Below are 20,419 nucleotides of genomic sequence, written 5' to 3' on the forward strand. Positions count from 1 at the left end.
CGATGGCCGTCCGCGTTCAGTTCGAAGGCAGCCTGGGCGGCGCCTGCAACTGAAATTCCTGAAGGGTTTCAATCGGTCCGTGGGGTCCATGCGCGCCGGTCTGCTCGCCGATCAGGCGCCAGTGCCCATCAAGCCCGGCGCTGATGAATGACAAGTCAAAAACCGACTGTCAGCGCACCATTGCCGCCGCGCCTGATTGCCAAGCCCAGAGGGGCCGGTGTACAAATGAACCGCCGCTATCAGGAAACAGGCTTCAAAAGCGCTACCTCGGTAAACCCGTAGCACCTCTGAAACTCCCTAAAAACTGTAGCCCTATTGGTAAGACGCGACATTTAATTATAAGATCGCGCCTTCCCCTATTTCGTCGCCCCGTGCGGCTTACGCCGCAGGTCTCGCCCGTTGTTCCGTTAAACAAGGCTTTGAGCATCTGCGGTTTGTAGCAAAAGGTAGTCAATGATGAGCGCAAGGCACTTTCTCTCCCTGATGGATTGCACGCCCGAAGAGCTGGTCAGCGTGATCCGTCGAGGCGTTGAGCTCAAGGACCTGCGTAACCGCGGCGTACTGTTCGAGCCTCTGAAAAACCGCGTCCTGGGAATGATTTTCGAGAAATCCTCGACCCGTACCCGGATCTCCTTCGAGGCCGGCATGATCCAGCTCGGCGGGCAGGCGATCTTCCTGTCGCCACGTGACACCCAACTGGGTCGTGGCGAGCCGATCGGCGACTGCGCCATCGTCATGTCGAGCATGCTCGATGCAGTGATGATCCGTACCTTTGCCCACAGCAATCTGACCGAATTCGCCGCCAACTCCCGCGTACCGGTGATCAACGGCCTGTCCGATGACCTGCACCCGTGCCAGTTGCTGGCCGACATGCAGACCTTCCTCGAACATCGCGGCTCCATCCAGGGCAAGACCGTGGCCTGGATTGGCGACGGCAACAACATGTGCAACAGCTATATAGAAGCGGCGATCCAGTTCGACTTCCAGTTGCGCGTAGCCTGCCCGGAAGGCTATGAACCCAACCCGGTGTTCCTGGCCAAGGCCGGCGATCGGGTCACCATCGTTCGCGATCCGAAGGAAGCCGTGCGTGGTGCACATCTGGTGAGCACCGACGTCTGGACCTCCATGGGCCAGGAAGAGGAAACCGCCAAGCGTCTGCAACTGTTCGCGCCGTATCAGGTCAACCGCGCCCTGCTCGACCTGGCCGCTGAAGACGTGCTGTTCATGCACTGCTTGCCAGCGCACCGCGGCGAGGAAATCAGCATCGACCTGCTCGATGACAAGCGCTCGGTGGCCTGGGATCAAGCCGAAAACCGTCTGCACGCGCAAAAAGCCCTGCTCGAGTTCCTCGTCGAACCGGCGTATCACCACGCATGAGCCAGCCATTACTGCTTAACCTGCGCAACCTCGCCTGCGGCTATCAAGACCAGCGCGTGGTGCAGAACCTCAACCTGCACCTGAACGCAGGCGACATCGGTTGCCTGCTGGGCTCGTCGGGCTGCGGCAAGACCACCACCCTGAGGGCGATTGCCGGTTTCGAACCGGTGCACGAAGGCGAAATCCAGCTGGCTGGCGAGACCATCTCCAGCGCCGGCTTCACCCTTGCGCCGGAGAAACGTCGCATCGGCATGGTGTTCCAGGACTACGCACTGTTTCCGCATTTGAGCGTGGCCGACAACATCGCCTTCGGCATTCGCAAGCATCCGCAAAAAGATCGCGTGACCGAAGAGCTGCTGGAACTGGTCAACCTGAAGAATCTCGGCAAGCGTTTCCCCCACGAGCTTTCAGGAGGTCAGCAGCAACGTGTCGCACTGGCCCGTGCCCTGGCGCCGGAACCGCAACTGCTGTTGCTCGACGAACCCTTCTCCAACCTTGATGGCGAATTGCGCCGCAAGCTCAGCCATGAAGTACGCGACATCCTCAAGGCCCGTGGCACCAGCGCGATTCTGGTGACTCACGACCAGGAAGAAGCCTTCGCGGTCAGCGACCACGTTGGTGTGTTCAAGGAAGGTCGCCTGGAACAGTGGGATACGCCCTACAACCTGTATCACGAACCCCTGACACCTTTTGTCGCGAGCTTCATCGGCCAGGGCTATTTCATTCGCGGTCAGTTGAGCAGCCCCGAATCGGTGCAAACCGAACTGGGTGAGTTGCGCGGCAATCGGGCCTACACCTGGCCGGTAGGCGGCGCCGTGGACGTGTTGTTGCGCCCGGACGATATCGTCTATGCGCCGGACAGCGCACTGAAGGCGCGAATTGCCGGCAAGACGTTCCTGGGTGCATCGACCCTGTATCGCTTGCAACTGCCGACAGGCGCACAGCTGGAGTCGATTTTCCCGAGCCATGTCGATCGTCAGGTTGGGGCGGAGGTGGGTATTCGTGTCGCGGCTGAACACCTGGTGCTGTTCCAGGCGTCCGGCAGCACCGCGGCGCAGATTCCAACTGTTGAATCAGGTGTCCGGCGCTACAGCACGGCCAACTGATACCCCCCCCTACTGTAGGAGCGAGCTTGCTCGCGATGGACGACAACGATAACGCGTGCAACCGGAATGAACGCGTTATCCAGACGTTTTTCGCGAGCAAGCTCGCTCCTACAGTGGGTTTGCGTTATCCCAGCATCAGCGTGCCACTGGCAACCAGGGTCGCATTGCCGCCGATCCTCACCCGATCGCCTTCCAGCTGGCAGAACAATTCCCCACCCCGCGCCGAACGCTGAAAAGCCGTCAGGCTCGACTTGGCCAAACGCTTTGACCAGTACGGAATCAGAAGGCAATGGGTCGATCCGGTCACCGGGTCTTCATTGATACCGATTGCCGGGGCGAAGTAGCGGGAAACGAAATCGTGCTGTTCGCCCCGCGCCGTCACGATGGCGCCCAGCCATGGCAGTTTCGCCAGGGCCACCATGTCCGGCTTGCAGTCGAGCACGGCTTGCTCCGACTCCAGCACCACAAACAGCTCATTTGAAGCCAGTACCTCAACAGCCTTCACGCCCAGTGCACGCTCGATGTCCGAGATCACGTTCACCGGCGATGCAGTGATCGCCGGGAAATCCAGCCACAGCCGCCCACCTTCACGGGTCACACCCAACGGGCCGGATTTGCAGGTGAAGTCCAGTCGCTCGACGGGCTCCTTATAAATCTCGAACAGCACATGAGCGCTAGCCAGCGTCGCGTGACCGCACAATGGCACCTCGGTGGTCGGTGTAAACCAACGGATGTGCCAGCCCTGCCCTTCACGCACGACAAACGCCGTTTCGGCGAGGTTGTGTTCGGCGGCAATCTTTTGCATCAACTCATCGGCGAGCCAGGTGTCGAGCCGATAGACCATCGCCGGATTGCCGCTAAATGGCTGATTGCTGAACGCGTCGACCTGATGAAACTCCAGTTGCATGACCTTCTCCCTTTGTCAGACCACCAAGCATGCCGCGCTGGCTCAGCCGGCACCAGTGACAGAGCAGGCTGATTTTCACCATACAGCGCTGCGCGGACTCCGATGATGTTCACGCACGGCCGATATCGGCAAATCTGGCCTGGGTGTGCTCGGCCAGCACCGCCGGTGCCAGTTCGACTTCCAGCCCACGCCGCCCCGCACTGACAAAAATGCTGGCGAAGGGCTGGGCCGAATTATCAATGAAGGTACGCAAGCGCTTTTTCTGCCCCAGCGGACTGATCCCGCCCAACAGATAGCCGGTAGAGCGCTGCGCTGCCGCCGGGTCGGCCATTTCGACCTTTTTCACGCCCGCGGCGTGGGCCAGTCCTTTCAAGTCCAGGCTGCCGACAACCGGCACCACGGCCACCAGCAACTCGCCCTTTTCGCTGGCCGCCAGCAAGGTCTTGAACACCTGCGCCGGATCGAGCCCGAGTTTTTCCGCCGCTTCCAACCCGTAGGAGGCCGCCTTGGGGTCATGTTCGTAACTGTGTACGCGATGTTCGGCCCGAACCTTTTTCAACAAATCCAATGCGGGGGTCATGACAGCTCCAGACTGGGCGGCAGAAGAAAAATACTGCGCCCGATTCTAGGACATTGATCATTAAAAGGCTCTACGGCGGCGCATTCATGACGCCATTGCCTGGCCACCCCATTCCTCAACAACCCGGTCATTCATACAGCGAATAGTTTCTTTGTGACCAATGGTTCACTTTCGACCTTTGACAGCAGCGTTTCTTGTCTATATTTTTTCGTTTATGAAACTGCACGAAACATCCTACCGCTGCACCCAGCAGTAAACTGCGACCAGGATGGGGATCCTGCCTCGGCGAAAAACGCGCTCCGACCATGATGGAAAAAGCGCCAGACAACAAAAAAAATGAGGTTTCAATGACAACTGATTTACAACAACCGTCGCTCTCGAGCCAATGCATGGCCGAGTTTCTGGGTACGGCGCTGCTGATCTTTTTTGGTACAGGTTGCGTTGCCGCGCTCAAGGTCGCGGGTGCCAGTTTTGGCTTGTGGGAAATCAGCATTATCTGGGGCGTCGGCGTCAGCATGGCGATCTACCTTACCGCTGGGGTTTCCGGGGCTCATCTGAACCCTGCCGTCAGCATTGCCCTGAGCATTTTCGCGGACTTCGAAAAACGTAAATTGCCTTTCTACATATTCGCCCAAGTGGCGGGTGCCTTCTGTGGAGCGCTGTTGGTTTACACGCTCTACAGCAATCTATTCTTCGAATTCGAACAAACGCACCATATGGTTCGCGGCACTCAAGCCAGCCTCGAATTGGCCTCCGTGTTCTCCACCTTCCCGAACCCGGTGCTGACCACCGCCCAGGCATTTCTGGTCGAGGTGATCATCACGGCCATTCTGATGGGCGTGATCATGTCCCTGACCGATGACAACAATGGCCTGCCCAAAGGCCCGCTGGCACCGCTGTTGATCGGCCTGTTGATTGCGGTGATCGGTAGCTCGATGGGACCGCTGACCGGTTTTGCCATGAACCCTGCGCGGGACTTCGGCCCTAAACTGATGACTTTCTTCGCTGGCTGGGGTGAAATTTCCTTCACTGGCGGACGCGATATCCCGTATTTCCTGATTCCTGTTTTTGCACCGATTGTCGGTGCCTGCCTCGGGGCTGCCGCCTATCGCGGGCTGATTGCCCGCCATCTGCCCAGCGCCGTACCTGCTACAAAGGATGCAACAGCTGCCATTGACGGCAAACCCAGAACTTCTTGATACCGTTGGCGCGTGCCCCTGCCCCTTAATCGCGCGCCAGACCTCACTCCCTTATTTCGTCCAAGGCAATCGACATGACCGACACACAGAATAAGAACTACATCATTGCCCTCGATCAGGGTACGACCAGCTCCCGCGCGATCATTTTCGACCGCGACGCGAACGTGGTCTGCACCGCCCAACGGGAGTTCGCACAGCATTACCCCCAAGCCGGCTGGGTCGAACACGATCCGATGGAAATCTTCGCTACCCAAAGCGCCGTGATGGTCGAGGCCCTGGCACAAGCCGGCCTGCACCACGACCAGGTGGCGGCCATCGGCATCACCAACCAGCGCGAAACCACCGTGGTCTGGGACAAGAACACCGGCCGCCCGATCTACAACGCCATCGTCTGGCAGTGCCGACGCAGCACCGAGATCTGCCAGCAGCTCAAGCGCGATGGCCACGAGCAATACATCAGCGACACCACCGGCCTGGTCACCGACCCGTACTTCTCCGGCACCAAGCTCAAGTGGATCCTCGACAACGTCGAAGGCAGCCGCGAGCGCGCGCGCAACGGTGAGCTGTTGTTCGGCACCGTCGACAGCTGGCTGATCTGGAAATTCACCGGTGGCAAGGTGCATGTCACCGACTACACCAACGCGTCGCGCACCATGCTCTTCAACATCCACACCCTGGAGTGGGACGCGAAGATGCTGGAGGTCCTCGACATCCCGCGTGAGATGCTCCCGCAGGTGAAGTCTTCTTCGGAAATCTACGGTCACACCAAAAGCGGTATCGCCATCGGCGGCATCGCTGGCGACCAACAAGCTGCCCTGTTCGGCCAGATGTGCGTCGAGCCAGGCCAGGCGAAAAACACCTACGGCACTGGCTGCTTCCTGTTGATGAACACCGGCGACAAAGCCGTCAAGTCCCAACACGGCATGCTCACCACCATCGCCTGCGGCCCACGTGGCGAAGTGGCCTACGCGCTGGAAGGCGCGGTGTTCAACGGCGGCTCTACCGTGCAATGGCTGCGTGACGAACTGAAGATCATCAACGACGCCCACGACACCGAATACTTCGCCAACAAGGTCAAAGACAGCAACGGTGTGTACCTGGTGCCGGCCTTCACCGGTCTTGGTGCTCCCTACTGGGACCCGTACGCCCGTGGCGCCTTGTTCGGCCTGACCCGCGGCGTACGCGTAGATCACATCATTCGCGCAGCGCTGGAATCGATTGCCTACCAGACTCGCGACGTGCTCGACGCCATGCAACAGGACTCCGGCGAACGCCTCAAGGCCCTGCGCGTGGACGGCGGCGCGGTGGCGAACAATTTCCTGATGCAGTTCCAGGCCGACATCCTCGGCACGCAGGTCGAGCGTCCGCAAATGCGCGAAACCACGGCTCTGGGTGCGGCTTACCTGGCAGGCCTGGCCTGCGGCTTCTGGGGCAGCCTGGAAGAGTTGCGTGGCAAGGCAGTGATCGAACGCAAGTTCGAGCCGACGCTGGATGAAACGGCGAAGGAAAAACTCTACGCGGGGTGGAAAAAAGCGGTCAGCCGTACCCGCGATTGGGCGGCTGAAGACGAGACTGAATAAGCCAAGACGCAGGCTCGTATCTGTATGTAACTGGTCGGGAGCAGATTCCTGCGGCATCATGGGCAAATTTTGCACGGCAGCCCAAAGGACGCCCCATGAATCTGCCTCCCCGTCAGCAGCAAATCCTCGAACTGGTCCGCGAACGCGGCTATGTCAGCATCGAGGAAATGGCCACGCTGTTCGTAGTTACCCCGCAGACCATTCGCCGCGACATCAATCAGCTCGCGGAAGCCAATTTGTTGCGTCGCTACCACGGCGGCGCGGCTTACGACTCCAGCGTTGAAAACACCGCCTACGCCATGCGCGCCGATCAGATGCGCGATGAAAAACAGCGTATCGGCGAAGCCATTGCCGCGCAGATTCCCGACCATGCCTCGTTGTTCATCAACATCGGCACGACCACCGAATCCATTGCCCGGGCACTGCTCAACCACAGTCACCTGAAGATCATCACCAACAACCTGCACGTCGCCTCCATGCTCAGCGCCAAGGACGATTTCGATGTCCTGCTCACTGGCGGCAACGTGCGGCGCGATGGTGGCGTGGTGGGTCAGGCCAGTGTCGACTTCATCAATCAGTTCAAGGTCGATTTCGCCCTGGTCGGCATCAGCGGCATCGATGAAGACGGCAGCCTGCTGGACTTCGACTATCAGGAAGTGCGGGTATCCCAGGCGATCATCGCCAATGCCCGGCAGGTGATCCTCGCGGCCGACTCCAGCAAGTTCGGGCGCAACGCCATGATTCGCCTGGGACCGATCAGCCTGGTCGATTGCCTGGTCACCGATCAGCAACCCTCCCCGGCGCTGGCGCAGTTGTTGAACCAGCACAAGGTTCGGCTGGAAGTCGTTTAACCCCCCTCCTTCCCCTGTGGCGAGGGGGCTTGCCCCCCGTTGGGTCGCGAAGCGGCCCTAAAACCATTCAGCCGAGTTCAGACAGGCACATTCATAGCCCCAACCTGCGACGGCTTCGCCGTCGAACGGGGGCAAGCCCCCTCGCCACAAAAGCAGCCTGCAACCTTTCAATGTTCGTAAATTTTCCTTTAACGGCCCTTCGATGAGTATTTTCAATCGAAGCTGACTGGCTGTGGGCGTCTTTATGGGCTAGTATTTTCGCAAATGAACATTAATGTTCGAATTCAAATACAGAACATCAAAGAATTCCGAGGCCGAGCCGATGCCCACTTCCACCTTGCCTACGCCCCCTCTCGCCGAGGTCTACGATATCGCCGTCATCGGTGGCGGGATCAATGGCGTGGGGATCGCAGCGGACGCCGCCGGACGCGGTCTCTCGGTGTTCCTTTGTGAAAAGGATGACCTGGCCAGCCATACCTCGTCGGCCAGCAGCAAGCTGATTCACGGTGGCCTGCGCTACCTCGAACATTACGAGTTCCGCCTGGTGCGTGAGGCCCTGGCTGAACGCGAAGTGTTGTTGGCCAAGGCGCCGCACATCGTCAAGCAAATGCGATTCGTGTTGCCGCACCGCCCACACCTGCGCCCGGCATGGATGATTCGCGCCGGTCTGTTCCTCTATGACAACCTGGGCAAGCGCGAGCAACTGCAAGGTTCGAAAAGCCTGAAGTTCGGCCCCGACAGCGCGCTCAAAAGCGAAATCACCAAGGGCTTCGAATACTCCGACTGCTGGGTCGACGACGCCCGCCTGGTGGTGTTGAACGCCATGGCCGCCCGGGAAAAAGGCGCCCACGTTCACACCCAGACCCGCTGCGTCAGCGCACGTCGCACCAAGGGCCTGTGGCACCTGCACCTGGAGCGCGCCGATGGCAGCCTGTTTTCGATCCGCGCCAAGGCATTGGTCAATGCGGCCGGGCCTTGGGTCGCCAGGTTCATTCGCGATGACTTGAAGATGGAATCGCCTTACGGCATCCGCCTGATCCAGGGCAGCCACCTGATCGTGCCGAAACTGTACGAAGGCGAACACGCGCACATCCTGCAAAACGAAGATCAGCGCATCGTGTTCACCATTCCGTACCTGAATCACTTCACCCTGATCGGCACCACCGACCGCGAGTACACCGGCGATCCGGCGAAGGTTGCAATTACCGACGGCGAAACCGATTACCTGTTGAACGTGGTCAACGCCCATTTCAAAAAGCAAATCAGCCGCGAGGACATCCTGCACAGCTATTCCGGTGTGCGCCCGCTGTGCAACGACGAATCCGACAACCCGTCGGCCGTGACCCGCGATTACACCCTGGCGCTGTCTGGCACTGGCGAAGAGGCTCCGTTGCTGTCGGTGTTCGGCGGCAAGCTCACGACCTATCGCAAACTGGCCGAGTCGGCGCTGGCGCAACTGGCACCCTACTTCAAGCACATCCAGCCAAGCTGGACCGCAAGCGCCACGCTGCCGGGCGGTGAAGACATGACCACCCCGCAGGCCTTGAGCTCACGTATCCGCGACAAATTCGACTGGGTACCAAGCGATATTGCTCGCCGCTGGGCCACCTCCTACGGCAGCCGTACCTGGCGCATGCTCGAAGGCGTACAGGACCTCAGCGATATGGGCGAGCATATCGGCGGCGGTCTCTACACCCGCGAGGTCGATTACCTGTGCAGTGAAGAATGGGCCACTACCGCACACGACATCCTCTGGCGTCGCAGCAAGCTCGGCTTGTTCACGACGGCGGCCGAACAGGAAAAACTCAAGGATTACCTGAACAAGATCGAGCAAAACCGCAACAAGATCGAAGCGGCCTGACCACGATCCGGATAAACGAAAGCCCCTGAATCTCACGATTCAGGGGCTTTTTCGTATCGATGGATTTCAGTCGCGCAAATCCGATTCATGAATGGGCTGCTCACGGTGAGTCGCCCGCTGATATTGCGCCGGCCACACGGCCTTGTGCCCGCCCAGGTCGTCGTCCGCGTGCAGCGCCCAGTACGGATCGCGCAACAACTCACGGGCCAGGAAGATGATGTCCGCCTGACAGGTGCGCAGGATGTGCTCGGCCTGGGCCGGTTCGGTGATCATGCCGACTGTGCCGGTGGCCATGCCCGACTCCTTGCGCACCCGCTCGGCGAAGCGGGTCTGGTAACCGGGGCCTGTGGGAATTTCGGCATTGACTGCCGTCCCGCCCGACGAGACGTCGATCAGGTCGACCCCCAAGGCTTTGAGGCGGCGGGCCAGCTCCACGGTTTCATCGGGGTTCCAGCCGTCTTCCACCCAGTCGGTGGCCGAGACCCGGACAAACACCGGCAACTCTTCAGGCCACACCGCACGCACCGCTTCGGTGACCTGCAGCACCAGCCGAATACGATTTTCGAACGAACCGCCATATTGATCGCGACGCTGATTGCTCAACGGCGACAGGAATTGATGCAACAGGTAACCATGGGCCGCGTGCACTTCGACCACTTTGAAACCGGCCGTCAGTGAGCGCTTTGCCGCATCGACAAAGGCCTGGATCACCTTGGCGATCTCGTCGTCATCCAGTTGTTTGGGTTGGGTGTGCTGCGGGTCGAACGCAATCGGCGAAGGTCCGACCGGTACCCAGCCGCCCTCGTCGGGTTTGACGCTGCCATGCTTGCCGAGCCACGGCCGGTGGGTGCTGGCCTTGCGCCCGGCATGGGCCAGCTGAATGCCGGCAACGGCGCCCTGGGCGTTGATGAAGCGGGTGATGCGTTGCAGGGGTTCGATCTGTTCATCATTCCACAGACCGAGATCCTCGGCCGTGATACGCCCGTCGGCGGTGACCGCCGTGGCTTCGGTAAACACCAGCCCGGCCCCGCCGACAGCACGGCTGCCGAGGTGGACCAGATGCCAGTCATTGGCCAGGCCATCGGCACTGGAATACTGGCACATCGGCGATACCGCGATGCGGTTGGGCAGAGTCAATTGGCGAAGGGTAAAGGGTTCAAGCAGCAGACTCATGGGGCACCTCTCGAATCAGTGGGCAGGCTCCAGGTTCTGTTTGAATAGTCGACGAGTGACAGGAAAAAGGTACAACACCCGCCCCCGCGGGCAAAAAATTCGACAAGACGTCACAAGGCCAAAATCAAGCAGTGCTTAGAGCCTAGTCGACATCGAGGGATGTTGCCCCCTTGTAGGAGCGAGCTCGCTCGCGATGGGCGTGAACGATAGCGTTGGGGACCTGATACCCCGCGGTGTCCTGTCGTCCATCGCGAGCGAGCTCGCTCCTACAGGGGGTCAACGCGGTTCGATGTGGGCAATCATCAATTGAACCGTCTCGTTCCCGCGAAACTCGTTGAGGTCGAGTTTGTAGGCCAGCTCCACCCATTTGATGGTCGGATTCGGCCAGATTTCGCGATCGATCCCGAAGGCAATGCCGTCGAGTTTCACCGAACCACATTCACTTTTGAGCACGACTTTAAGATGCCGCTCGCCAACGACGCGCTGCTCGACCAACTGGAACACCCCATGAAACAACGGTTCCGGGAAGTGTTGTCCCCAAGGACCGGCATGCCGCAAGGCACGAGCCAGCTCCAGGTGGAACTCTTCCACCGCCAGGGTGCCGTCCGACAACAGGCGACCAGTCAGATCTTCTTCGCGCAGCTGCCGGCGCACTTCAGCGTCAAAGGCTTCGGCGAACAAGGGGAAATTTGCTTCCGGCAGCGTCAGGCCGGCCGCCATCGCGTGGCCACCGTATTTGGTGATCAGATTCGGATGCTGCGCCGCCACCACACTCAAGGCGTCGCGGATGTGAAAGCCCTGGACCGAACGCCCCGAGCCCTTGAGCAAACCATCCCCGGCATCGGCAAAGGCGATGGTCGGGCGGAAATAGCGCTCTTTCATCCGTGACGCGAGGATACCGATGACGCCTTGGTGCCACTCGGGATCGAACAGGCACAAGCCAAACGGCATCGACTCCACCGGCAAATCCTTGAGCTGCGCCAGCGCTTCACGCTGCATGCCCTGCTCGATGGATTTGCGATCCTGGTTCATGCCGTCCAGTTGCGCCGCCATCTCACGGGCCAGACCTGCGTCTTCGGTCAGCAGACATTCGATGCCCAGGCTCATGTCGTCCAGGCGCCCTGCTGCGTTCAGGCGCGGGCCGACAATGAAGCCCAGATCGGTGGAGGTGATACGCGCATGATCGCGCTTGGCCACTTCGAGGATCGCCTTGATTCCCGGCCGGGCACGTCCAGCGCGAATCCGCTCCAGGCCCTGATGCACCAGAATCCGGTTGTTGGCATCCAGCGGCACCACGTCGGCCACGCTGCCAAGAGCCACCAGATCGAGCAGTTCGCCGATATTCGGCTGCGGCCTGCTTGTGTACCAGCCCAGCTCGCGCAACCGCGCACGCAGGGCCATCAACACATAGAAAATCACCCCGACGCCGGCCAGCGCCTTGCTCGGAAACTCGCAACCGGGCTGGTTCGGATTGACGATGGCATCGGCCAACGGCCGCTCGTCACCGGGCAAGTGGTGGTCGGTGACGAGCACCTTGAGCCCGGCCTTTTTCGCCGCTGCCACGCCTTCGACGCTGGAGATGCCGTTGTCGACGGTGATCAGCAAATGCGGCTGACGCTCAAGCGCCACCGCGACGATTTCCGGTGTCAGGCCATAGCCGTAGTCGAATCGGTTGGGCACCAGATAGTCGACATGTGCCGCCCCCAACAGACGCAAACCCAAGGTGCCCACGGTGCTCGCCGTCGCGCCGTCGGCATCAAAGTCGCCGACGATCAGAATGCGCTGACGCTGTTCGAGCGCAGTCACCAGCAGATCCACCGCGGCATCGATGCCCTTGAGTTGCTGGAACGGAATCAACCGCGCCAGGCTCTTGTCCAGTTCCGCCTCGGACAGCACGCCCCGAGCCACGTACAGGCGGGTCAACAGCGGCGGAATATCACCGAGGAATGGCAGGGTGTCGGGCAGCAGGCGAGGTTCGATGCGCATGGGGTGAAAGATGCTTCTCTTCAATACGTAGGATAAAACCGGGTGACGCGGGGCAGTTGCGAAAAATCAGCCGCGCTCACCGGCCAGCCACTGCAACTGGACTTCGTGCTGACCACGGTCGTCGGTGACGAAGATCGTCCCTTCGCTGATCATCACGTCCCACTTGATGACGCGGGGCATGTCTTTGGCCAGGGTTTCCAGGACTTCCTGAGGCACGGCAGCGATGTTGACGTTCTTCAGGTTTTTCACCGCCGGCACCACTTTGCCCTCCCACACGCGCAGGCTGCCGTAGGCCAACAGGCTGGTACGTTCAGTGCGGCGCGAGCACCAGGTCAGGCGCTCGGCATCCGGCTGGCCGACTTCGATCCAGTGCAGGACGCGGTCATCCAGGCTTTTTTCCCACAAGGCCGGTTCATCCACTTCCGACAGACCACGGCCAAAAGACAACTGCTCGTTGTACCAGAGGGCGTAGGCCAGCAGGCGCACGGTCATGCGCTCTTCGGTTTCCGAAGGGTGACGGGCGATGGTCTGCTTCACGCTCTCATAGACGCTGCGGTCGAGGTCGGTGAGGTTCAGTTCAAACTTGTAGGTCGTGGACGGCTGGGCCATGTACGGGCTTCTTGATACGAGGAAAGGCGGCAAGTCTAACCGATGCGACGGGCAATCCACGAATTGAACACAATCAAGCTGGAGCGTCTGACAGTCGGCTATGTTAAAACGCTCTATCCGCTCAACCTTTGCCCCACAGGATCCAGCATGCCGTTCACCGCCAAACCGCTTTCCGGTCTGAAAGTCATCGAATTGGGCACCTTGATTGCCGGCCCGTTTGCCTCGCGTATTTGCGCGGAATTCGGCGCCGACGTAATCAAGATCGAATCCCCGGACGGCGGTGATCCATTGCGCAAATGGCGCAAGTTGTATGAAGGCACTTCGTTGTGGTGGTTCGTCCAGGCCCGCAACAAAAAGTCCCTGACCCTCAACCTCAAGCACCCCGACGGTCAGGCCATCCTGAAACAGCTGCTGGGTGAGGCAGACATACTGATCGAAAACTTTCGTCCCGGCGTCCTGGAAAAACTCGGCCTGGGCTGGGACGTCCTGCACGCATTGAACCCGAAGCTGGTCATGGTGCGGCTGTCGGGTTTCGGCCAGACCGGCCCGATGAAGGATCAGCCCGGATTTGGCGCGGTCGGTGAGTCGATGGGGGGCCTGCGCTACATCACCGGCTTCGAAGACCGCCCACCCGTGCGCACCGGCATTTCCATCGGCGACTCGATTGCCGCGCTCTGGGGCGTGATCGGCGCGCTGATGGCCCTGCGTCATCGCGAAGTCAACGGCGGTCTGGGGCAAGTGGTGGACGTGGCGCTGTACGAAGCCATCTTCGCGATGATGGAAAGCATGGTTCCGGAGTTCGACGTATTCGGTTTCATCCGCGAACGCACGGGAAATATCATGCCCGGCATCACCCCGTCCTCGATCCACACCAGTGCCGATGGCAAGCACGTGCAGATCGGCGCCAATGGCGACGCGATTTTCAAACGCTTCATGCTGATCATTGGCCGGGAAGACTTGGCCAACGACCCCCAGCTTGCCAGCAACGATGGCCGCGATGCCCGACGCGACGAGATTTATGGCGTCATCGATCGTTGGGTCAACTCGTTGCCGCTGGACAGGGTGCTGGCGCAGCTCAATCAGGCCGAGGTGCCGGCCAGCCGGATCTTCAGCGCCGAAGACATGTTCAATGACCCCCAGTACCTGGCGCGGGAAATGTTCCTGCAAGCCAAGCTGCCGGACGGCAAAGACTTCAAGATGCCGGGCATTGTGCCGAAACTCTCAGAGACACCCGGGGAATGTGAATGGGTCGGGCCACAACTGGGTGAGCACAACGCACAGGTACTCCAGGAACTTGGCTATGACGCGACGCAGATTGCACAGTTGCGCAAAGACGGAGCCATCTAGGCTGAGGCACCTGCCCGCATGGCCCGTTCGACACTGCCCGCCACGCGGCGGGCGGCTGCTGTGCATGCTGGCGATCTTGTTCCTGCTCCCTGGACCGATCCCGTCAGCCCTGGCGCAAACCGGGGAACCCCTGATCTGGCTCAAGCGCGACCTGCCGCCGCTGACGATTTTCGACGGGCCGAAAAAGGGTCTGGGCGTTATCGATCAATTGCTTCCACTATTGATTGCCGGCATGCCGCAATACCAGCACAGCGTGATGAGGGTCAATCGCGCGCGTGGACTGCAAATGCTCCACGAACCGTCCCTCGTCTGCGACGCGGCGCTGAACTGGAGCAAGGAACGGGAAAAGTGGATCGCCTTTTCCATTCCGGTCTTCCGCGCCATGAGCAATGGCCTGGCCGTGCGGCGCGTCGACCAGAAAGTGCTGACACCCTTCATCAAGGACGACGAAGTGGACCTGGCAGCGCTGCTCGCCAGCGGTAGCGAAAAACTGGGAATTATTGCCGAGCGCAATTACGGCGAATACCTCGACGGACTGCTCAAGCAAGCGCCAGCTGACGCGCTGGCCCCTCATTACGGTAACGACGCCTTGGGCAGCCTGCTGCAGATGCAGCGCCTGGGACGCTTGCGCCTGCTGTTGGGTTATCGCCCGGAAATACGCTACCAGGCCTCGCTGCAAGGCATTGCCGAGGATGAATTGCAGTTCTATCCGATCCGTGGCACGGGCAAATACCTGTCCGGTTATATCGGTTGCACCGACACGCCAAAGGGCCGGCAGGCCATTGTCGAAATCAATCAGGTGTTGCGCACCCTTCCCCGTGAACGCCTAGATGAGGCCTACGCCGCCTGGCTGGATCCCGAAAGCCGCAGCGACTACCTGAAAGACACCAAGGCGTTTTTCGATAATCTGGCGCACCCCTGACAAATCCCGGGCAAAAGAAACCCCGAGAAGTGGGGAGACGACTCGGGGTCAAACGTGGTCTGCTTGGAGACCAGTAGCAGCAAGCTACAAGCACCGGAGCACAATGCTTGATCCTGCTGTTACAAAGTCTGACTGACCTGGGCGCGGGAAGGTTCCCGCAAAAAACCGTTCAATTGCGGCTGGTCAGCAGCTTGTCCTGCGCCGCATTACGCAATGCCGCGATCACACAAGGCTCAAGACGTCCTTCAGCAATCAGCACGTCGCGATGCAAACCGTCGACCACATCCGTCAGCAGGCGTTTGTCATTCAACTGGGCCTGATTGAACTCGCGCTCGACCACGGTCGCGCCGATAGCATTCTTCAGGGTCACCCGGCATTCGCCACGAATGCCTGACGGGGTCAACGTAACCTGATACGGGCTTAGCGCCTCACCGAGCAACAGACTGATACTTTCCATCCCGATCACCACTCAATAGTCCGAAAACAACGTGCCTGGGGCATGCCTACTACAAATGACCGCTGGCCCGAGAAGAAAGTTCTGGGTACTGACTGCAGGCTAACCTGCAGCCCAGTCAAGAGAGCATGCACGGCGAACATGACAGAGAAAAAACCCAACCATCACGTCTGTCGGGTGCGCCGGGCGATGTCGGCCCATCCCCCCAACAATCCTCGTAGCTGGCCATCCGCCGTATAAAAGGGCACTGTCCACTGGTAGATATCCCTGACACCGTCCTTGAACATCAATTGACGCTCGAAAAAGCGCGTCCTGCGCGTACTCAATTGCGCCATGAACTCGGCATGCAGCAGTTCCGCGGTTTGTCTGGGCATGGCATCGACCTCGATCAACTGCCGCCCCTGCATCCGGTCAAAACGCGTCGACAAGGCGTCCTCATAACTTTTGTTGCACATGATCAAGCGCCCTTGCAGATCACGGACAAACATCGGGTCAGGCATGGCATCCATCAGGGCATGCTGGAAGGCGAGCTGATCGCGCAGACTGCTTTGAGCCTCGACCCGTTGCCTGACCACCACCGCCAACCGCCGATTCCAGAGCAGGGACAACAGACCGAACAGGCTGACCACCAACACGCCCCAGCAAACCCACTGGTCAATCCGCTGCCAGAGGCCAGGCGCCTGTGGCGCGGTAGCGCCGCCGAACCACTTCAGGCGAAGGCCGCGCAACTCCTGTTCAGGAAACGCCTCAAGCGCCTTGTTGAGGATACTCAGCAACTGCGGCTGGCCTTTGCGCACCGCCAGATAATCCGCATCCCATTTTCCCGGCACCACGGCGTCGATCTTTAGCCGGCCCGACGGAATAAGCTGGGCGCCGATTTCGCTTTCGATGGTGGCGTAGGCTTCGCCGCTTTCCACCCAGGCACGGGCTTCGGCGTAGGTTTTAACCGAACGCAACTCGATGGACGGATAATTGCGACGGATCATCGCTTCCAGTGCATGCCGGGTCGGCAGCACCAGTACCCGCTTCGCCAGATCCTCCAGCGACTGCACCGGTGGTGCTCCGGCCTGCCCGAGAAAGACCCATCCTGCACCGCCGAACGCATGACTGAAATCAAGAAACGCCTTGCGTTCGTCATTCATCGCCAGGGTCGTACTCAAATCCGCAGCGCCGCTTTCCAGATGGGCCAGCATCTGATCGGTGGAAAAAGACTCTTGGTAAACGAACTGCAACCCCGTCATGTCACTGATGCGCTTGAGCAGGTCACTGTTCAAGCCCGTCCATTGGCCATGTTCATCCTTGAACAGGTACAACGGGTATTCCAGCGCCGTGACCACGACCCGAGGATGCTTGGCCATCCACTGCAACTCCTGGTCATCCAGCACGACCATTGACCGTGCGGCAGACTTCCCACGCTCCTGAATCGATGCAGGGCTTGCCCCTCCCCATTCGGCGATTCCCAGCATGCCGAATAAAAACAGCCAGCGCGCGACTGGCTTGAACACACTTGTAAACAGCATTCCCACGTCCTTGGTGATCCATTCGCCTGTCCCTTCGCGGCGATAACACGACAAGTGTGCATGCAGAAATGAAAAAGCCCGTCAGGAGACGGGCTTCAAAATGTAACAGTGCTGACCGGTTACAGCGGCTTGCCGCGGTTGCCATGCTGGCTGACAAAGGCCTGCACGGCCTTCAGGTCATTTGGCAATACGGTGCAACGTTCGTCTCGCTCAAACAAATCAGAAAGATGTACCGGCAGTTCGAGCGCTTTTCCTACACCGGCTTTTTCCACGGCGTCCGGGAATTTGACCGGGTGGGCGGTGCCCAGGATCACCATTGGAATATCCAGGCTGCGACGGCATTCCCGGGCAGCTTTCACGCCGATGGCCGTGTGTGGATCCAGCACTTCGCCAGTCTGCTCGTAGACTTCGGCAATGGTTTCACAGGTTTGCGCGTCATCCACGGCCAGCGAGTCGAACAACTTGCGGGCTTCGGTCCAGCGCTCTTGCTCGACGCTGAAACCGCCACCCTGCTTGAACGAATCCATCAGCCCGGCGATGGCCGCACCGTTGCGACCGTGCAGGTCGAACAGCAGGCGTTCGAAGTTCGACGAGACCATGATGTCCATCGACGGCGACAGCGTGGCGTGCAGGGTGTCCTTGACGTACTGATTGCCGCTCATGAAGCGGTGCAGGATGTCGTTGCGGTTGGTGGCGACGATCAACTGATTGATCGGCAGGCCCATGTTGCGCGCCAGGTAACCGGCGAAGATGTCGCCGAAGTTGCCGGTTGGCACCGAGAACGACACCGAACGCGCCGGGCCGCCCAACTGCAGGGATGCGTGGAAGTAGTAAACGATCTGGGCCATGATCCGCGCCCAGTTGATCGAGTTCACCGCGACCAGGCGAGTGCCTTTGAGGAAGCTCTGATCGGCGAAGCTCGCCTTGACCATTTCCTGGCAGTCATCGAAGTTGCCTTCGATGGCAATATTGTGGATGTTCTCACCGAAAATGGTGGTCATCTGCCGACGTTGCACTTCGGATACCCGGTTGTGCGGGTGCAGGATGAAGATGTCGACGTTTTCGCAGTGCTTGCAGCCTTCGATGGCGGCCGAGCCGGTATCACCGGAAGTAGCGCCGACAATCACCACGCGCTCGCCGCGCTTTTCCAGCACGTAGTCGAGCAGGCGACCGAGCAGTTGCAGGGCGAAGTCCTTGAACGCCAGGGTCGGGCCGTGGAACAGCTCCAGCACCCATTCGTTGCCGTTCAGCTGACGCAGCGGCGCAACGGCGCTGTGGGCGAACACGCCGTAGGTTTCTTCAAGAATCTTTTTGAAATCGGCGTCTGGAATGCTGCCGGTGACGAACGGGCGCATGACGCGGAAGGCCAGTTCGTGATACGGCAGGCCGGCCCAGGAGGCGATTTCTTCCTGGGTGAAACGTGGCAGGTTTTCCGGGACGTACAGACCGCCGTCGGTGGCAAGACCAGCCAGCAGGACGTCTTCGAAATTCAGGGCCGGTGCCTGGCCGCGGGTACTGATGTAACGCATGACTGACTCCAATGGACAGTGTTCGTAGTGCCGGGCCCGCAAGCGAGCCCGGTCAACGATATCGGCTTAGTTCAGGTGCTCGACACGGATCCGTACAACTGGACCGACCACACCCGCCAAGGCTTCCAAAGCAGCGATGGCGTCGTTGATGCGCTGTTCCACCACACGGTGGGTCAGCAGGATCATCGGCACCAGGCCGTCGTGCTCCTCGGCTTCCTTCTGCATGATCGACTCGATGTTGATGCCGCGCTCCGAAAGGATGCTCGCGACCTGAGCCAATACGCCCGGATGGTCCTTGGCCTGGATGCGCAGGTAGTAGGCGCTTTCGCAGGCTTCGATCGGCAGGATCGGGTGAGCCGACAGCGAATCCGGCTGGAACGCCAGGTGCGGTACGCGGTTTTCCGGGTCGGAAGTCATGGCGCGGACCACGTCCACCAGGTCGGCGATCACCGACGAAGCGGTCGGCTCCATGCCGGCGCCAGCGCCGTAGAACAGGGTCGAACCGGCAGCATCGCCGTTGACCATCACCGCGTTCATCACGCCGTTGACGTTGGCGATCAGGCGATCGGCCGGGATCAGCGTCGGGTGCACGCGCAGTTCGATACCGGCCGCGGTGCTGCGCGCCACGCCCAGGTGCTTGATGCGGTAGCCCAGCGCTTCGGCGTAGTTCACGTCGGCGGTGGTCAGCTTGGTGATGCCTTCGGTGTAAGCCTTGTCGAACTGCAACGGAATACCGAACGCGATGGATGCCAGGATCGTCAGCTTGTGAGCGGCGTCGATACCCTCGACGTCGAAGGTCGGATCGGCTTCGGCGTAACCCAGGGCCTGGGCTTCGGCCAATACGTCTTCGAAGGTGCGACCCTTCTCGCGCATTTCCGTCAGGATGAAGTTGCCGGTGCCGTTGATGATGCCGGCTACCCAGTTGATGCGGTTGGCGGACAGGCCTTCGCGGATCGCCTTGATCACCGGGATGCCACCGGCCACCGCCGCTTCGAACGCAACGATCACGCCCTTCTCGCGGGCCTTGGCGAAAATTTCATTACCGTGAACGGCGATAAGCGCCTTGTTCGCGGTGACCACATGCTTGCCATTCTCGATGGCCTTGAGTACCAGCTCGCGGGCAACGGTGTAGCCGCCCATCAGCTCTATGACGATGTCGATCTCAGGGTTCGTGGCCACTTCGAAGACATCGTTGGTAATCGCAATACCGGTCGTTTGGAACTGAGGCTTTGGCGTGCGCATGGCAATTTGTGCCACTTCGATTCCACGCCCGGCACGACGAGCAATTTCCTCGGCGTTGCGCTGAAGTACGTTGAAGGTACCGCCACCGACGGTTCCTAACCCACAGATGCCTACTTTGACCGGTTTCACTGTGAACTCCCCATAAAACGGCCGACTCGAGGCCGGCCGTGAAAACA

The 20,419-nt window shown here is 60.1% G+C and carries 17 protein-coding genes; 8 read left to right on the forward strand and 9 right to left on the reverse strand.

The features are described 5' to 3' along the window. The first annotated feature begins 456 nt into the window (after nt 1-456). Both argF and J4D25_RS19995 read left to right on the forward strand, forming a co-directional pair. Entirely contained in the window at nt 457-1,377 is a 921-nt protein-coding gene (gene argF / locus J4D25_RS19990) for an ornithine carbamoyltransferase (RefSeq protein WP_057713430.1), read from the forward strand. Next, on the forward strand, nt 1,374-2,483 hold the full coding sequence (locus J4D25_RS19995) for an ABC transporter ATP-binding protein (protein WP_057713429.1): 1,110 nt from the start codon (nt 1,374-1,376) through the stop codon (nt 2,481-2,483). The genes argF and J4D25_RS19995 overlap by 4 nt, the downstream gene beginning before the upstream one ends. Before the next feature lie 124 nt (nt 2,484-2,607). On the opposite strand, the gene J4D25_RS20000 is transcribed toward J4D25_RS19995, so the two are convergent. Together J4D25_RS20000 and ybaK are read right to left on the reverse strand one after the other, a co-directional pair. Further along, on the reverse strand, nt 2,608-3,390 hold the full coding sequence (locus J4D25_RS20000; RefSeq protein ID WP_057713428.1) for a PhzF family phenazine biosynthesis protein: 783 nt from the start codon (nt 3,388-3,390) through the stop codon (nt 2,608-2,610). Nucleotides 3,391-3,499: 109 nt separating this feature from the next. Then, nucleotides 3,500-3,970: a Cys-tRNA(Pro) deacylase gene (ybaK, locus tag J4D25_RS20005; protein WP_057713427.1), complete on the reverse strand. Its 471-nt coding sequence runs from the start codon at nt 3,968-3,970 to the stop codon at nt 3,500-3,502. A 347-nt stretch (nt 3,971-4,317) separates the two neighbouring features. On the opposite strand from ybaK, the gene J4D25_RS20010 reads away from it, so the two are divergent. From J4D25_RS20010 to glpD, 4 genes are all read left to right on the forward strand, one after another. After that, complete coding sequence (locus J4D25_RS20010; RefSeq protein WP_057713426.1) at nt 4,318-5,169, forward strand: MIP/aquaporin family protein; 852 nt, start codon at nt 4,318-4,320, stop codon at nt 5,167-5,169. 74 nt (nt 5,170-5,243) lie between these two features. Then, nucleotides 5,244-6,749, forward strand: coding sequence for a glycerol kinase GlpK (gene glpK, locus J4D25_RS20015; RefSeq protein ID WP_057713425.1), 1,506 nt, complete (start codon nt 5,244-5,246; stop codon nt 6,747-6,749). 95 nt (nt 6,750-6,844) lie between these two features. Further along, a complete protein-coding gene (locus J4D25_RS20020) occupies nt 6,845-7,600 on the forward strand; it encodes a DeoR/GlpR family transcriptional regulator (RefSeq protein ID WP_007971301.1) in 756 nt (251 codons plus the stop codon). A 322-nt stretch (nt 7,601-7,922) separates the two neighbouring features. After that, nucleotides 7,923-9,461 (forward strand): glycerol-3-phosphate dehydrogenase, encoded by a 1,539-nt coding sequence (glpD, locus tag J4D25_RS20025; RefSeq protein ID WP_057716566.1) that lies wholly within the window; start codon nt 7,923-7,925, stop codon nt 9,459-9,461. A 66-nt stretch (nt 9,462-9,527) separates the two neighbouring features. Here glpD and J4D25_RS20030 read toward each other — a convergent pair whose 3' ends face one another. From J4D25_RS20030 to J4D25_RS20040, 3 genes are all read right to left on the reverse strand, one after another. Then, nucleotides 9,528-10,634 (reverse strand): NADH:flavin oxidoreductase/NADH oxidase, encoded by a 1,107-nt coding sequence (locus tag J4D25_RS20030; RefSeq protein ID WP_057713424.1) that lies wholly within the window; start codon nt 10,632-10,634, stop codon nt 9,528-9,530. Nucleotides 10,635-10,910: 276 nt separating this feature from the next. Beyond that, nucleotides 10,911-12,620 (reverse strand): single-stranded-DNA-specific exonuclease RecJ, encoded by a 1,710-nt coding sequence (gene recJ, locus J4D25_RS20035; RefSeq protein ID WP_057713423.1) that lies wholly within the window; start codon nt 12,618-12,620, stop codon nt 10,911-10,913. A gap of 66 nt (nt 12,621-12,686) precedes the next feature. Beyond that, nucleotides 12,687-13,229 (reverse strand): YaeQ family protein, encoded by a 543-nt coding sequence (locus J4D25_RS20040; RefSeq protein ID WP_007971297.1) that lies wholly within the window; start codon nt 13,227-13,229, stop codon nt 12,687-12,689. 147 nt (nt 13,230-13,376) lie between these two features. On the opposite strand from J4D25_RS20040, the gene J4D25_RS20045 reads away from it, so the two are divergent. Further along, a complete protein-coding gene (locus J4D25_RS20045) occupies nt 13,377-14,576 on the forward strand; it encodes a CaiB/BaiF CoA-transferase family protein (RefSeq protein WP_057713422.1) in 1,200 nt (399 codons plus the stop codon). After that, the gene (locus tag J4D25_RS20050) at nt 14,530-15,498 is read left to right on the forward strand and encodes a TIGR02285 family protein (RefSeq protein ID WP_057713421.1); all 969 of its coding nucleotides are present in this window, start codon (nt 14,530-14,532) and stop codon (nt 15,496-15,498) included. The genes J4D25_RS20045 and J4D25_RS20050 overlap by 47 nt, the downstream gene beginning before the upstream one ends. 169 nt (nt 15,499-15,667) lie before the next feature. Here the strand turns inward: J4D25_RS20050 and J4D25_RS20055 are convergent, their stop codons facing one another. The 4 genes from J4D25_RS20055 to J4D25_RS20070 all read right to left on the reverse strand — a co-directional run bounded on the left by J4D25_RS20055 (nt 15,668) and on the right by J4D25_RS20070 (nt 20,372). Next, nucleotides 15,668-15,955: a DUF3509 domain-containing protein gene (locus tag J4D25_RS20055; RefSeq protein WP_057713420.1), complete on the reverse strand. Its 288-nt coding sequence runs from the start codon at nt 15,953-15,955 to the stop codon at nt 15,668-15,670. A 161-nt stretch (nt 15,956-16,116) separates the two neighbouring features. Further along, on the reverse strand, nt 16,117-17,472 hold the full coding sequence (locus tag J4D25_RS20060; RefSeq protein WP_057713419.1) for a transporter substrate-binding domain-containing protein: 1,356 nt from the start codon (nt 17,470-17,472) through the stop codon (nt 16,117-16,119). 119 nt (nt 17,473-17,591) lie between these two features. Further along, nucleotides 17,592-19,001: a threonine synthase gene (gene thrC, locus J4D25_RS20065; RefSeq protein ID WP_057713418.1), complete on the reverse strand. Its 1,410-nt coding sequence runs from the start codon at nt 18,999-19,001 to the stop codon at nt 17,592-17,594. Between the two features lie 66 nt (nt 19,002-19,067). After that, entirely contained in the window at nt 19,068-20,372 is a 1,305-nt protein-coding gene (locus J4D25_RS20070; RefSeq protein ID WP_057713417.1) for a homoserine dehydrogenase, read from the reverse strand. Between the last annotated feature and the right edge of the window lie 47 nt (nt 20,373-20,419).

Source organism: Pseudomonas sp. GW456-L13, assembly GCF_017350115.1.
Classification (GTDB): domain Bacteria; phylum Pseudomonadota; class Gammaproteobacteria; order Pseudomonadales; family Pseudomonadaceae; genus Aquipseudomonas; species Aquipseudomonas jessenii.

What these genes read in the sequence shown, in the direction of transcription:
- ybaK (WP_057713427.1), bottom strand. Translation starts at nt 3,970, where the DNA reads ATGACCCCCGCATTGGATTTGTTGAAAAAGGTTCGGGCCGAACATCGC.
- J4D25_RS20040 (WP_007971297.1), bottom strand. Translation starts at nt 13,229, where the DNA reads ATGGCCCAGCCGTCCACGACCTACAAGTTTGAACTGAACCTCACCGAC.
- J4D25_RS20010 (WP_057713426.1), top strand. Translation starts at nt 4,318, where the DNA reads ATGACAACTGATTTACAACAACCGTCGCTCTCGAGCCAATGCATGGCC.
- J4D25_RS20030 (WP_057713424.1), bottom strand. Translation starts at nt 10,634, where the DNA reads ATGAGTCTGCTGCTTGAACCCTTTACCCTTCGCCAATTGACTCTGCCC.
- J4D25_RS19995 (WP_057713429.1), top strand. Translation starts at nt 1,374, where the DNA reads ATGAGCCAGCCATTACTGCTTAACCTGCGCAACCTCGCCTGCGGCTAT.
- recJ (WP_057713423.1), bottom strand. Translation starts at nt 12,620, where the DNA reads ATGCGCATCGAACCTCGCCTGCTGCCCGACACCCTGCCATTCCTCGGT.
- glpD (WP_057716566.1), top strand. Translation starts at nt 7,923, where the DNA reads ATGCCCACTTCCACCTTGCCTACGCCCCCTCTCGCCGAGGTCTACGAT.
- J4D25_RS20050 (WP_057713421.1), top strand. Translation starts at nt 14,530, where the DNA reads ATGACGCGACGCAGATTGCACAGTTGCGCAAAGACGGAGCCATCTAGG.
- thrC (WP_057713418.1), bottom strand. Translation starts at nt 19,001, where the DNA reads ATGCGTTACATCAGTACCCGCGGCCAGGCACCGGCCCTGAATTTCGAA.
- glpK (WP_057713425.1), top strand. Translation starts at nt 5,244, where the DNA reads ATGACCGACACACAGAATAAGAACTACATCATTGCCCTCGATCAGGGT.
- argF (WP_057713430.1), top strand. Translation starts at nt 457, where the DNA reads ATGAGCGCAAGGCACTTTCTCTCCCTGATGGATTGCACGCCCGAAGAG.
- J4D25_RS20055 (WP_057713420.1), bottom strand. Translation starts at nt 15,955, where the DNA reads ATGGAAAGTATCAGTCTGTTGCTCGGTGAGGCGCTAAGCCCGTATCAG.
- J4D25_RS20000 (WP_057713428.1), bottom strand. Translation starts at nt 3,390, where the DNA reads ATGCAACTGGAGTTTCATCAGGTCGACGCGTTCAGCAATCAGCCATTT.
- J4D25_RS20020 (WP_007971301.1), top strand. Translation starts at nt 6,845, where the DNA reads ATGAATCTGCCTCCCCGTCAGCAGCAAATCCTCGAACTGGTCCGCGAA.
- J4D25_RS20060 (WP_057713419.1), bottom strand. Translation starts at nt 17,472, where the DNA reads ATGCTGTTTACAAGTGTGTTCAAGCCAGTCGCGCGCTGGCTGTTTTTA.
- J4D25_RS20045 (WP_057713422.1), top strand. Translation starts at nt 13,377, where the DNA reads ATGCCGTTCACCGCCAAACCGCTTTCCGGTCTGAAAGTCATCGAATTG.